The organism is Pseudomonas sp. JS3066 (assembly GCF_036328175.1).
GTDB lineage: Bacteria > Pseudomonadota > Gammaproteobacteria > Pseudomonadales > Pseudomonadaceae > Metapseudomonas.
In genome coordinates this window covers 1,348,337-1,361,252 of sequence record NZ_CP143312.1, presented here as the reverse complement: position 1 = coordinate 1,361,252, position 12,916 = coordinate 1,348,337, and the positions used below count along the sequence as shown (strand labels likewise).

The following is a 12,916-nucleotide window of genomic DNA, read 5'->3' as shown; positions in this document are numbered from 1 at the left end:
AATTTGCCGTCAATCTGTCTAGCAGACAAAGGGAGCCATGGAAAAGGGGGGGAGCTATTCACAGAGCAGGCCTTCTTGAGCGCCGCTGCCGATCAGATGCTGGGCTACAGGTCTGACATCGGAGGCAGAAGACAGGACGGATCGCAGGCGAGCTCGCTGGCGATTCGATATAGCTTCTCGACGGTGATGTTTACTTCCCCACGCTCGATTCGCCCCATGTAGCTGCGGTCGATACTGCAGGCCAGCGCGAGAGCATCTTGAGAGATCCGGCAGGCCTTCCTCTGCGTCCGGATGCGATCCCCTAACGCTTTCGCCAAGTTGTCCATGACCGTCTCAATTTCACTTGAGTCGGCACTATCGTGCGTTTGCGGACACACGGGCCACGGATTATAATCCGCATTTCTGTCGCGTTAGCCCTTCTGGTCCCTCAATGAAAACGGCCTCGTTTACCTTCGACAGGCGTCTGTATGAGCTGCTTCAGGAGGAAGCGCGTGCACGGTTCACGACTCGTGAACTGCGTGATGCCTACGCCAAGCGCCTGGATGGCATGACTTTCCGTATCGGCGATGTGCGCCGTTATGTGTATGAGCAAATCCGCCGAATGCTGCGCATCGGCTGGGTTGTACTCGATGAGGAGCGACGTTCGCGGGGACAGGTCTACTGCCTGCAACCCACTCCGCCCCATCTGCAGTTGGAGCTGATCGACAACGGGTTCGAGAACAGTCTCAAAACTGCATCTGAGCCAACGCAAGAGTCTTCAGTGCTTGAGGATGCGGCTGTACCGCTTGAACCTTCATCTGATGCGGAGCAGCACTTGGAAGCGCTCCATAATGAGATCCGGTTGGACTTCCTGTCGTCGATGGGCGAGGCCGAGCGATACAAGCTGCTCCTGGATGATATGCCGCAACTGCGTGACAAGGTCGAAGCTGAGTATCTGGAGGCTAGAGACCGCAGTTCACGTCTGCTGGGACATCTCCGCGCTATCGAGAAGACCCTCAAGACGCTTGCCGCCGCACGATGACCCGATCGCTACGAGACTGGCAGTTCAGCTGCATCAACATGGCATTGGAGCACTTTACCGTCACGCCGCATTTCTTCTGTCAGGCAACGCCGGGGGCCGGCAAGACGCGGATGGCGGCAGAGCTGGCTAGAAGACTGCTTGAACAGGGCAAGATCGATCTGGTGTTGTGCTTTGCGCCATCCTGCCAGGTTGTTGAGGGCTTTCGCTCGACCTTTGCTGCGGTGCTTGGCAGGCGTCTGGACGGCCAGATAGGCGCAGTGGGGGCGGCGTTCACCTACCAGGCCATGGAATACCGAGATGAAGGGTTCTGGCAGCTTCTTGATGACTATCGAGTACTCGTGGTTTTCGATGAAATTCACCACTGTGCTGGTCATGACCCGCTGCTCAGCAACACCTGGGGTCAACAGATACTGCATCGGATACAAGACCGTGCTGCCTTCACCTTGGCTCTCTCCGGCACCCCCTGGCGTTCGGACGACAGGGCCATTGCGCTGGCACGTTATTCGACGCCCGAGGGGTATCTGATCTGCGACTACCGCTACGGTCTGAAAGAAGCCATTACCGACGGCGTGTGCCGTTCTCCTCGCATTGTCCTGCTCGACAATCAGAAGGTGAAACTCACCGAGGAGCTGGGCACTGATAGCACGGTGAGGATGTTTCCCAGCATCGCGAAGCTGTTGGGGGAATCACCCGTCACCTACGAAGAACTGTTGCGGCACGACGAGGTGATCGATCAACTGCTCGACCTCGGCTGCAGCAAACTGGATGAGCTTCGCCAGATCAAACCTGATGCGGCTGGATTGGTGGTTGCCACCGACATTGAGCACGCCCAGCAAATTGCTCAAGCCCTGGGCGTCAGGGGGGAGGGTTGCCGCATCGTGACCAACAAAACCCCCTATGCGCAGCAGGTGATCAATGCGTTCAGACATGGCGCCTGCCGGTGGATTGTGGCGGTTGGAATGATCAGCGAAGGCACGGACATCCCACGGCTGCAAGTGTGCTGCTATCTCAGCCGCATCCGCACCGAGTTGCATTACCGGCAAGTACTGGGGCGAGTGCTTCGGCGCACTGGCGAACCTGATGATCAGGCATGGTTGTTTATGCTGGCGGAACTGACCTTACAGGGTTTCGCAGAGCGAATTGCGGATGACTTGCCGGATGACCTGGCGGTGCTCAACGCGGTACAGGCACTAACCTTCACTCCAGATGCAAGGCCTGGTTTGATTGATGCTGCCGGCACTATCAATGGACTAGGTGGCAATCCTGGAGGTAACACTGATCAGACTATTGGAGCAGAGGCTTCGAACATGATTTCCCTTGCGGGTGTTACAACTGAGCCTAGTTATCAGGTGAGCTTTTCCCAGCATTACCGGCAGCAGTTACTGGCTTGCTTTTAATGCTGCGACTGCAGCGCCCGGCGAGGACAGGTCGGGGTGATGACCTTGCTCAGCGTGAACATCCGCAAGGCGATTTAAGTGATCGGAGGTCCAGTGGCTTGGACCTTGGCCCCACACCTGGAGTGCCCATTTTGACTAGACCACATGAGCGTACCCGCAGCTTGGTGCAGACCGAAGAGTTCCTGCGTGAGCTGGCGAAGAATCCAGAGCTTCCGGAGAGCATCAGGGGCGAAGCCAGACGCTTGCTTCGCCACTATCCCGATGCCGAGACAGTGTTCAGTCTCGGGAAATTTGAAGAGTTTCTTGAGTCCACCTCACCCGATGATCCAAGGCGCGAACTGGTGATCCGGGGGCGTTTAGCCGTGTTGAGCTCCCGACTCGATAGATAACTCAGTCCCCGGAAGGCATCACGCATCCACTCTGGAGTTTGGTTTGCTCTCTAACGCTGCAGCTTGACTTGGTTCTGACCTCGGCTCCTGAGTCGTTTGGCTCGAGTGGTTTGGTAGCGTGCAAGTGATTCCAATAGAGCGCTGTTCGCTCACACCTTTTTCCGGGCTGGAGGCATCGTTGATGCGCGCCTTCTGTCAGAAGACCTGACCCTTGATGACTCTCATGTCCGTCGCAGCAGCCATCTGGAACCGAATTAAACACATGCAGAAGGGGAAGCCCTTCTCCCGCACGGTTTTCGCGCGGGTCGGCTCCCCCGCATCAATCGACAAGGCGCTCTCCAGACTGGTGCAGGCCGGCCAGTTGGAACGCGTCGTTCGTGGTGTCTATATGCGTCCGAAATACAACCAGTACGTAGGCAGAAATGTCCGCCCAAGTCCGACTAGTGTGATGCACGTCATCGCGAAGTCGAACGGGGAAACGATCCAGATTCACGGTGCTGAGGCTGTCCGTAGGCTCGGCCTCAGCACCCAAATGCAGATGCTGCCGACCTACTACACGAGCGGCTCGACTCGAGAGCTGAAGGTTGGCAACGCCGTCGTTCGCCTTCAGCATGTCTCCAGGGATCGTTTGCAGCATGCAGGGACGAACGTAGGAATGGCGTTGACTGCTCTCTACTACATCGGAAAAGAGGGGCTGTCCGCCAAGGTGGTTTCCAAGATCACTAATGCTCTGAGCCACGACGAGCGAATCAAGCTCCTGGCTTGCAGAATGCCCGAATGGATGCGGTCGACTTTGGTCCATGTCGCCGGGGAAAACACCCGGACGGTCCAAGGCTGAACAGCCAGACCAGTATCCGCCCCCAAAGACGCGAGATCATCTGAGAGCAACGGCGGCAACAGTTCCATGACCGAGTCTCCGACATTGGCTGGGAATGGGGCAAAGCACAGGAGCTCGGCCAACGCCTGGCGGGTTGAGTGTCTGAACGGAGCGTCGTCCGGACCTCCATCGGGCTACGCGGGAGAATTTGGAAAGTCGAAGGGAGACGCCTGAGTACTCTCGTGGCAGGAGGCTTACTAGTACTGAAAGCGACGCTCAAAGCAAGCGTCCTGGATACCCCGAAACCCCGGGGTCAATCAATATCTGGCGAAGACGAAATAAAGGTGGGTGTTGGGATTCGAAGAAGCATTTCCCACCATCTCTGCAGAGCGTAGCTGCCATTCGATGGCGGAGGTCGTGATGAATGAAGGTTTCGATACGAGTTACGAGGAACTGCTAAAGCGTGTCGAGAGCATGCTGGGTAGTCGACAGTCCGCTGAACGGTGGATTCACAAACCCGCCCTGGGACTCGACGGTGCGCGGCCAGTCGACATGCTCGCCAGTGCGGAGGGAGTCAGGCTGTTGGATGAGTTCCTCGGACGGCTAGAGTACGGGGTGTATACCTTACAGCCCTTTGGGCCGTTGAACGTCCCAGATTCCTGCCTTACCCTTGCGCGGCTGCCCTAGGCCGCCCTCTCCCGGAAGACCACTATGGCCATGCCGGTGATGGCGCTAGGTCCGAATTCTGGGTTCTGTCCCAGGGGTTAGCTGTAGTCGCTGCCTCCTGTTGTGAACCTCCCTTCGGGACTCAATTCAAGGCATGTAATCATCCGCTCACTCAAACCTGGCCTTGGTCGCGTTATAGGCCCACAGGGTTCCCCAACCCTCCCCAATTCGCTTGGCGTGGCTGATGGCGACCGAACATAATCCGCCGACATCACTTGCACCGGCTCCAGCAGTTCGCGGTAGGCGGTATCGCCGATCAGACGTTCCGGCGTGAGATCGAACTGCGCTTCGACACGCTCAACCATCGTCCTGGTCGACTCGACGTCGGCGGTCCGATGCGCCGGAGTGGCTTCCACATCCAGGTTCACGCCGTCGTCAGTGTCGATCAGGTAATTCGTGGAGTAGTCAAAATAGGCCGGGCCGCCCGGCGCAGTGGTCCAACGGGCCTGCGGATCGGTGAGCGACATCTTCTTGGGCAGAGCTTCGGCCCACGCCTCCTAATCAAGGTAGGGCCAACGTTCAAACTGGCGCAGACCTCGGGAACAGCCTGTCCCTCGTCCAACACCATGCTGGCAGCCTTGAGTTTGAATTCATTCGAGTAGGACTTACGCATTCCGACATACCTCAGGTTTGGGCCATCATAGCGCCCGAGTGAGGTGTCCAAAATCATTAAGCCAGTTCACACCGCCCCCCAATTCGCTTGGACGGACGGCGGTCGGTCCTAGTCCGCTGACATCACTTCCACCGGCTCCAGCAGTTCGGGGTAATCGTTACGGTTGTTGCCGACGTCGGTCGAGACCGGTTGGGCGACGAAATCCTCTCGCCTGAACAGCATGGCACCTCTGGATTTGTTCGCTATGAGCGTCAGGTGTCAGCCACAGGTCGAACTGCTGCAGAGCCAGAATCACCTGCATTCGGTGGTGCACGAAGGCGACCGAAGGGGCGGCCTCCTTGGTGATCAAAGCGCACGAGATAACCTCCTGACCTTCCGGCCCCATCCAGGTGGACCACAGCCCAGCATGGCCAAGACCGCATCTGTCGGACTGTAGTGGTAGTAGGGCTGGTTCACCTTGCGCGCCGTACGGCTCCGAACCTGGTGATGCTCGTTCCATTCGTACCAGCCCTGGGCGGCCATCAGGCAGCGGTGAGTACGCAGGCTCGCGCGCCACATCGGTTTGCTGGCCGCTTCCTCGCTCTGCGCATTGAAGCTGAAGGTCGGTGGTTTCGGCTGCTTCCACATGGGGGAATCAGTCCCCAGCGCGCGGCGATCAGTTGGGCTATGTCTGCGTTAAGTGTTGGGATGTGGCGCAAAGGCCCGTAGGGTGGGCTTCAGCCCACCACCGGATGTCAGCGTGGGCTAAAGCCCACCCTACAAGGCCCCGAGGCCTGACCGGGACTCCCTAGCAACAGCTAACAGGGACATAGCCATCAGTTGCAACTCGCCCTGCTGGTCCAGCCGCAGGATGGGCACCTGGGTGGTAGGGGCACCGTTGAAGCTCTGCACCCAGCCTCCGGAGTTTCGCGCCCTGATATGCAAATAGTCTTCTATCGCCCGATCGGATGGGGTGACGTAACGTCCGTACATCGCTGCTTCTCCCACTCGTCAACGTTCCCATTGTAGGAAGCGTTCACTGTCTATTGCTGTATTTATATACAGTTATTTGCAGGTGTTTCCCATGATTCCTGATGTGGTTGCACGCCTGGTGACTTACGGTCGCCAGCTGCCATTCTTCTCCTTTCGGGTGCCCGCCGGCTCTTCATCACCGGCGCAGGACCACCTGGAGCGCACGATCTCCCTGGACGAAATCCTCAACATCCGGGCGCCGCACACCTATCGCGGGATCTCCGGCAGGCGCTAGCTCGATCGTCAGAGCCTTATCGCAGCAGGTACTGCCTGTCTACGCTACGGCTGCGTTCGTTGTCTTTCTGTTTGCTCATTTCTTAATTGGATTTATTGTATCTAATAACGAAACATGTTGCATGATGGGAAAGTCGTCTGATAGTCTCTTTTGGGAGTCAGGGGGAGATGCGGCCAGGGCTGGCCTAAGGAGCGGGATCTTGGTCATGCAGCCCTGCTACTGAGGGACTGTCCTTGGCGACGTTTCAAAAGCCGCTATGAGATGGCGCGTACGGTGAGCACGCCGGAGGGTACGCGTCGTCGACGAGGGGCAAGACCATGCTGGCCAGGGATGGCCATACCCCAGCTCAGTGTCTTCTTGGGTTACAGCACACAATCCAAGAAAGTTAATTCTCGTTATAAAAACAATCCGCAAGGAGACAAACGTGACCACTTTTAATGTCATTTCCCCGATCGATGGCCAAAAATTGCTGGTGGGAAACACTTCCAGCGATGCAGAAGTGGCCGCCGCGCTCAATGCTGCCGAAACAGCATTCAAGACCTGGAAGCTGTCGTCCAAACTAGAGCGCGCCCAGTTGGTCGAAGCCCTTGCGGATGAACTGCTCAAGCGCGCTGATGATCTTTCCAGGGCAGTATCGCTGTCGATTGGACGGCCTGCCGCGCAGGCAAATGAGGCTCAGCGGTTCAAGGCTGTAACCCTGGCGCAGATCGAGGCCCTCGAAGAGCTTGGTGACGAACGATATCCTTCGGATACGCAGGTGACGCGTTTTGTGCGTCGGAGTGGCCAAGGCGTACATCTTTCGATCGCTCCCTGGAACTACCCTGTAGGTCTGCTGCCCTGGCTGATCGTCACTCCAATCCTTGGCGGTAACACAGTCATTTTGAAGCATGCGGCTCAGACGACCCTCATTGGAAGGATTGTCAAAGAGGCGTATGAGGCAATTGGGGGGCCTGCCGGAGTGCTCCAAGTGCTTGAGCTTGGTCATGACCAAGTTACTAGTGCCATTAAATCCGGTTCTGTCAAAGGGGTGAATTTCATCGGATCTGTCGGTGGCGGTCTTGCCGTCCACGCAGCGGCAGCAGGCACTTTGACTCATGTGCATCTGGAGCTTGGGGGCAAGGATCCGGCCTATGTCCGCCCAGATGCGGATATTGCAACGGCAGCAGCCGAGATCGCCGACGGTTGCTTCTCAAACGCCGGTCAGTCCTGCTGTTCGGTAGAGCGTATTTATCTGCACGAAGCAATTCGGGATCCGTTCCTGGAATGCTTCCGCAATGAGATGCTGAAGTACAAGTTGGGGCATCCGATGGACCCAGCAACCACAGTGGGCCCAGTCGTCAAGGCTTCGGCTGCAGAGTTCATCCGCAATCAAATCCGAGGAGCCATTGCCATGGGGGCTCAGGCGTATGTCGAACCCGCGTTGGAGTTCTCGGTGGAGAACGCCTCCTGCTATTTGGCCCCGACTCTATTGACTGGCGTGACTGCTGACATGCACATCATGCAGGAGGAGACTTTTGGTCCGGTCGCCTGTGTTCAAACGGTGCGAGACGATGCAGAAGCCATTCGTTTGATGAACGACAGCAAGTTTGGCCTGACCGCTAGCGTCTGGACGAGCGATCTGGACGCTGGGCTCGGTTTGGTCGATCAGCTCGATGCGGGCACAGTGTTCGTGAATCGTTGTGACCATGCCGACCTTTACCTGCCTTGGGGAGGGCAGAAACTCTCTGGCCTAGGCCGCGGCAACGGTAAAGAGGGTCTTCTGGGGGTTATGGACGTTAAGTCGTTCCACCTGAGAGCTTTGTAATGAGTCCGTCTGTGACGATAGAAGCGGTTGAGATCGCGCGCTACGCAGGTGACGCGGTCTCGGTCACACCGGGCGGCGAGAACGCGGATATCGTTCTGCTGTGCGAGCATGGCGGAGGGCGCATTCCGGCAGCCTGGAACAACCTTGGGCTGCCGGAGGCCTTTCTCGAAACCCATTTTTGTCAGGACCTCGGATCCAGGGAATTGACGTTGGCGGTTGCAAGAAAGCTTGGCGCAACTGCGATAGTCTCTAACTACTCTCGGCTTTTTCTCGACTACAACAGGAAACAGCATGATCCTGGCTGTATTCGGATCGATATGGGTGGTATTCCGATCCCCGGAAATATCAATTTGAGTGAAGCTGAGCGTGACACTCGGGAAAGAATAGCCCGGTATCCGGTGGAAAAGGCCGTCGCTGATTGGGTTGAGGGCGAGCTTTCAAGGGCCAAGGCAATCATCTCCATTCATTCCTTTTCGCCACTCTGGGACAACAAGTTCCGCAGTTGCGAAGTCGGTGTGATGTGGAGGGGGGATGACGGGTTGCCGCTCCGACTCATTAGCGCCATAGGACAGCAAGACGTGTTTCGAGTGGATGATAATGAGCCTTATAGCTTCAAGGAAAATGACTGGTTCACTTTAGATCGTCATGGCATTTCGGTCGGAGTCCCCAACGCCTATATCGAGGTAAGAAATGACCTCATCAAGGGTGAGGCCTTGGTCGACAAAATGTCGGATGTGCTGGCGAAGGCGATAGAGCGGACTTGTCTGGTTTTCTGACCTGGCAGTTATAGGTAGGATCTGTGCGGTGTGGAAATTCGAGCTCGATGGGACGCAATGTAGCTCTATTTCTGCACCCCACAGTCCAATCAATTAATCTCCCAGGATTCCTGATACACACGCTGGAGCGTAACGAAGGAGGCAGTTCGGCTAATAGATTCTTCACCCCATTGGTCTGGCCTCAGCGTTTCTGGCAATCGTTAGCCTGCTACCCGAAGCGATTCTGCATGAGCGCATGGCTTCGCCCGCGATGGGTCTCCTGGTGAACGAGTCCCTTGAAACACAGGACACCGTTTCCCCCTTACCATAAGGGATAGGCAAACGGCTGTGTTTATGACTAACAGCAAAGACAAAACCATCGAAGTGCTTGGCCAGGAGCGGCGTCGCCGCTGGAGCGTCGAGGAGAAACTGGCCATGGTGCGCGAGAGTCTCGAGTCCGGGCAAAGCGTCTTAGTGGTGGCCCGGCGCAACGGCGTCAATCCCAACCAATTGTTTCACTGGCGCAAGCTCTACCAGGACGGTAAGCGAACGGGCATTACACCTTGCCGGCGGATACCCAGTTGTGCGGCAGCAGCTCGGCCAGAGCGCTGGCCTTCTGCGTCGGCAGTCGTGTCAGCACATCCTTGAGATAGGCATACGGATCATGTCCGTTCATGCGGGCCGACTGGATCAGGCTCATGATCGCCGCCGCTCGTTTTCCGCTGCGTAGCGATCCGGCAAACAACCAGTTCGAGCGGCCTAGCGCCCATGGCCGAATCTGGTTGTCGGGTAGTCAGACGCGGTTACCCGCGCCCAACCCCCTAAGAACCGTGCATGCGAGTTTCCCAGCACACGGCTCAAGCCTCTGCTAAGGAAACTCCGGAAAAGTCCCGACCGATCTGCTGAAATGACGCCCCCGCAGAACCTGAGCCCTGCCGCATGACCCAGATGAGCTTTTCCGATGCCGAGTACGCCGGCAAACGCAAACAGACCCGGCGCGAGCGCTTTCTGGCGGAGATGGAGCAAGTGGTGCCCTGGGCCGGGCTGTTGGCGCTGATCGAGCCGTACTACCCCAAGGCGGGCAATGGCCGTCCGCCGTATCCGCTGGAAACCATGCTGCGCATCCACCTGCTGCAGAACTGGTTCGCTCTCAGCGATCCGGCGATGGAGGAAGCGCTGTACGAGATCACCTCGCTGCGTCAGTTCGCCCAGCTGTCGCTGACCCAGGGCAGCATCCCGGAAGACACGACAATCATGAATTTCCGCCACCTGCTGGAGCAGCACGGATTGGCCGCGGGCATCCTGGCGGTGATCAACGACCACCTGGGCGAGCGCGGGTTGTCACTGCGCCAGGGCACCATCGTTGATGCCACGATCATTCATGCGCCGAGTTCGACCAAGAACCGGGAAGGCAAGCGTGATCCGGAGATGCACCAGACGAAGAAGGGCAACCAGTACTTCTTCGGCATGAAGGCACATATCGGCGCCGATGCCGAGTCCGGCCTGGTGCACAGCGTCGTGGGGACGGCGGCCAACGTGGCCGATGTCACCCAGGTCGACAAACTGCTGCACGGCGAGGAGAACGTGGTGTGTGCCGATGCGGGCTACACCGGGGTGGAGAAACGTCCCGAGCATGCCGGGCGTGAGGTCATCTGGCAGATCGCCGCCCGGCGCAGCACCTACAAACAACTGAGCAAACGCAGTGCCCTGTACAAGGCGAGGCGCAAGATCGAGAAGGCAAAAGCGCAGGTGCGGGCCAAGGTCGAGCATCCATTCCGGGTGATCAAACGGCAGTTCGGCTACACCAAAGTGCGCTTCCGGGGCCTGGCCAAGAACACTGCGCAACTGGTCACCTTGTTCGCCCTGTCGAATCTATGGATGGCCCGCCGAGAGTTGCTGGCTGAAACGGGAGAGGTGCGCCTGTAAAACGCAGAAACCCGGTCAAAAGCCGGGTTTCTGGTGAAGTCTGTCGCCGAAGACCGGGCTAAAAATCGATTCGGTCGCCAATCGGCTGCCCGTCGCTGACTTGTTCGGAGTTTCCCTAGACAAATTCTTTAAAAGAGTACGACAGCCATTCGCAAACATAAGCTCAACGTGCAGCCCTTTGCGTCCCACAATCATGGCAAGCACGGGACGCTGATCAATTCTATCCACTGCAAGTTTTCTCCATTCATGAAGATCCGTTCCAGATGGGTTGGGATGATCCTCGGGATGGGTATGCCACTCCCCCAAATATCGAATTTCGCCCTTGCTATGTCGCCAGCGCTGGAATGCTATTCGTCGGTGGCCGTGGGGGGAGCGCTCGAATAGGTAACGGAGCCGTTTATCGAACCGTGAAGGTTTAGTGGCCTCGATGATCTCCAGGTGCGGCCCCCTCACTTTTCCCAAAAGTATCCCTCCAGCTTCTGGGTCTGACTCTCGCGCTTGAATGAACTTGAGGATATCTTCCAAGACGCTGGAGTGTATGTACACCAGATGCTTTCGGTCATCGGTTGCCCAATCGGTTAACTGCAACATGCCGGGCAATTCTCTTTTGTGATTGGTGAGCAGTCATCCGATGCAGGAGAAAATCCAGGAGCTATAACTCGAGTTCTCAGGGAGGGCAGGCTATTGGATCTAACTAAGTCCAAAGCGGCTTCGGCGGCTAAGCAAGCTGCCTGAACAGACACTGTCGCAGGAAACGGCACGTAGAGCCCTTCACAACCATGTCCCGCGAACACTTCTCCCAAATCCTCCTCCACAGAACAGAGCTGGCCATCTTTGCCATAGTCACACAGGCATCTGAAGCAGCCTCCTTGGCCGGGGCGCTTCAACAACGACCTAACCGCGACTCCAGGGCCTTCGATCCAAACACTGAGAATCGGAAGTTTTTTATGGTACTTCTCTGCGATCCAATATCCTAAAGACTCGTCACCAGTTGCATCGATAAGCAGATCAAGCTCTGGCAGGCTCACGTCACGCACATCTCGCGCAATACCCTCAATCTCTGCCGAGGGCATCACCCGCTTTAGCTCACTCTCAAGAGCATATGCCTTGAACTGGTTCAACTGACCAAACCCTAAGCGATGGCGGCCCAAGTTATTTGCACCCAACGCATCGGGATCAATGATAGTTAACTTGCCGCCGGAAACACCGGCACCTGCTTTTACGAGCAACTCTGAAAGATAACCACCAATCGTACCGCATCCAACCATGGCGATCTTCATGCCCGTGAGGTTGCGAACGCCCGGCATGTTGCGCTCCGTAAGATATTTATCGTCAACTCTCTCAATCGAAACTTGAATGAGTTCTAACGGATAGAGATGCTCGTAGCTCGTAGAATGCCTCTTGAGTGATTTGCGCACCTCTATTGGAGGTAGCTCCACCATAAATCCGTATTTGTAGACAGGCGAAGCAATCACTATCAAGCAGCCGAGATAGGCTGATCGGTACGCCGCCTGCACCTGAGACAATATCTTCCGAGGAATATTCTTATCTAAAGCACGCTGCCAGTTGATCAGCTCACCTAGGTTCTTAGGCGGCCAGCTTTCCTGTGAGGGTCGCGGTTTAGCGCTCGTAGAGATCAAAAACACACAAGCATTCACCTGGGAAAATTCGCCACCCAGCACAGATAACTTCTTAGAAGTTCGCTCAAGGTTGTCCGTGAGGAAGTAATCGTTATAATTCCCCGCCCTGTATTTATGCGTATAAACTTGAAGCGTACCGGTCTCGGTGTTCTCCACATCATTGAAGCAGAACCACTCACCCCAGTATGCGAAGAACTCCTCAGTTAGATCATCCTGCATTTCATTTTTCAAAATTGCGTCGAGAACCTGCTCGGCTCGCCTTATCAGCGCAAGAGTCTGCCGAACGGGGTCGTGAATATCGAAGACATATGTTCCTTTCGCGACATAGCACAGTTCACCACTAGCTCCGATATGAGGCGCTACTGGACGAAGCTTTTTGGGAAGGTCTGGTAGAAGAACTCGAGGGGGAGTACGAAACTCTCGGTCAATTCCAAGTATGCAGTTTACGGGACCATCGGTTGTTCTGAGCGCGCCGGTCAATAAAAGTAGCCCCCCGATCTTTTGCTTCGGGGAGCGTTTAAAGCCCAGTGTCTGAAGTTGGAAAAGGAGCTCCGGGATCACCTCGGCGTTATCCCTAACCAT

12 protein-coding genes and 5 pseudogenes are annotated in these 12,916 nt (G+C 56.5%); 10 read left to right on the top strand and 7 right to left on the bottom strand.

The window, feature by feature from the left end; genetic code table 11:
- Window positions 1-104: 104 nt before the first annotated feature.
- Window positions 105-326, bottom strand: coding sequence for a helix-turn-helix domain-containing protein (locus SA496_RS06480; RefSeq protein ID WP_073664761.1), 222 nt, complete (start codon window positions 324-326; stop codon window positions 105-107).
- Window positions 327-430: 104 nt separating this feature from the next.
- Here SA496_RS06480 and SA496_RS06475 point away from each other — a divergent pair, with 104 nt between their 5' ends.
- The 5 genes from SA496_RS06475 to SA496_RS06455 all read left to right on the top strand — a co-directional run bounded on the left by SA496_RS06475 (window position 431) and on the right by SA496_RS06455 (window position 4,311).
- Window positions 431-1,021, top strand: coding sequence for a hypothetical protein (locus SA496_RS06475; protein WP_073664760.1), 591 nt, complete (start codon window positions 431-433; stop codon window positions 1,019-1,021).
- Window positions 1,018-2,418, top strand: a complete 1,401-nt coding sequence (locus SA496_RS06470) for a DEAD/DEAH box helicase (RefSeq protein WP_073664759.1) — start codon at window positions 1,018-1,020, stop codon at window positions 2,416-2,418. The genes SA496_RS06475 and SA496_RS06470 overlap by 4 nt, the downstream gene beginning before the upstream one ends.
- Window positions 2,418-2,807 (top strand): BPSL0761 family protein, encoded by a 390-nt coding sequence (locus SA496_RS06465; RefSeq protein ID WP_303045845.1) that lies wholly within the window; start codon window positions 2,418-2,420, stop codon window positions 2,805-2,807. Before SA496_RS06470 ends, SA496_RS06465 begins: the two co-directional genes overlap by 1 nt.
- Window positions 2,808-3,030: 223 nt before the next feature.
- Window positions 3,031-3,645, top strand: coding sequence for a DUF6088 family protein (locus SA496_RS06460; RefSeq protein ID WP_073664778.1), 615 nt, complete (start codon window positions 3,031-3,033; stop codon window positions 3,643-3,645).
- Window positions 3,646-4,029: 384 nt separating this feature from the next.
- Window positions 4,030-4,311: an MbcA/ParS/Xre antitoxin family protein gene (locus tag SA496_RS06455; RefSeq protein ID WP_321970334.1), complete on the top strand. Its 282-nt coding sequence runs from the start codon at window positions 4,030-4,032 to the stop codon at window positions 4,309-4,311.
- Between the two features lie 278 nt (window positions 4,312-4,589).
- Here the strand turns inward: SA496_RS06455 and SA496_RS06450 are convergent.
- From SA496_RS06450 to SA496_RS06445, 3 genes and pseudogenes are all read right to left on the bottom strand, one after another.
- Window positions 4,590-4,847: pseudogene (locus SA496_RS06450) on the bottom strand (IS5/IS1182 family transposase); the annotation flags it as partial.
- Window positions 4,736-5,020, bottom strand: a complete 285-nt coding sequence (locus SA496_RS29110) for a transposase (RefSeq protein WP_410167578.1) — start codon at window positions 5,018-5,020, stop codon at window positions 4,736-4,738. The pseudogene SA496_RS06450 and the gene SA496_RS29110, both read right to left, overlap by 112 nt.
- A gap of 229 nt (window positions 5,021-5,249) precedes the next feature.
- Window positions 5,250-5,590: pseudogene (locus SA496_RS06445) on the bottom strand (SOS response-associated peptidase family protein); the annotation flags it as partial.
- A 436-nt stretch (window positions 5,591-6,026) separates the two neighbouring features.
- On the opposite strand from SA496_RS06445, the pseudogene SA496_RS06440 reads away from it, so the two are divergent.
- The 4 genes and pseudogenes from SA496_RS06440 to SA496_RS06425 form a co-directional block, all read left to right on the top strand.
- Window positions 6,027-6,185, top strand: a pseudogene (locus SA496_RS06440) (peptidase S24); the annotation flags it as partial.
- 448 nt (window positions 6,186-6,633) lie between these two features.
- Window positions 6,634-8,013 carry an aldehyde dehydrogenase family protein gene (locus tag SA496_RS06435; protein WP_073664753.1) on the top strand — a complete coding sequence of 460 codons (1,380 nt, stop codon included), beginning with the start codon at window positions 6,634-6,636 and terminating at the stop codon, window positions 8,011-8,013.
- A gap of 11 nt (window positions 8,014-8,024) precedes the next feature.
- Window positions 8,025-8,789 carry an N-formylglutamate amidohydrolase gene (locus tag SA496_RS06430; protein ID WP_073664752.1) on the top strand — a complete coding sequence of 255 codons (765 nt, stop codon included), beginning with the start codon at window positions 8,025-8,027 and terminating at the stop codon, window positions 8,787-8,789.
- A gap of 357 nt (window positions 8,790-9,146) precedes the next feature.
- Window positions 9,147-9,326, top strand: a pseudogene (locus tag SA496_RS06425) (transposase); the annotation flags it as partial.
- On the opposite strand, the pseudogene SA496_RS06420 reads toward SA496_RS06425, so the two are convergent.
- A pseudogene (locus SA496_RS06420) lies at window positions 9,325-9,555 on the bottom strand (transposase domain-containing protein); the annotation flags it as partial. The pseudogenes SA496_RS06425 and SA496_RS06420 overlap by 2 nt on opposite strands.
- A 152-nt stretch (window positions 9,556-9,707) precedes the next feature.
- Here SA496_RS06420 and SA496_RS06415 point away from each other — a divergent pair.
- A complete protein-coding gene (locus SA496_RS06415; RefSeq protein WP_003449698.1) occupies window positions 9,708-10,694 on the top strand; it encodes an IS5 family transposase in 987 nt (328 codons plus the stop codon).
- A gap of 15 nt (window positions 10,695-10,709) precedes the next feature.
- Here SA496_RS06415 and SA496_RS06410 read toward each other — a convergent pair whose 3' ends face one another.
- Together SA496_RS06410 and SA496_RS06405 are read right to left on the bottom strand one after the other, a co-directional pair.
- On the bottom strand, window positions 10,710-11,285 hold the full coding sequence (locus SA496_RS06410; RefSeq protein WP_330115184.1) for a Mov34/MPN/PAD-1 family protein: 576 nt from the start codon (window positions 11,283-11,285) through the stop codon (window positions 10,710-10,712).
- Window positions 11,273-12,916 carry a ThiF family adenylyltransferase gene (locus SA496_RS06405; protein WP_073664765.1) on the bottom strand — a complete coding sequence of 548 codons (1,644 nt, stop codon included), beginning with the start codon at window positions 12,914-12,916 and terminating at the stop codon, window positions 11,273-11,275. Before SA496_RS06405 ends, SA496_RS06410 begins: the two co-directional genes overlap by 13 nt.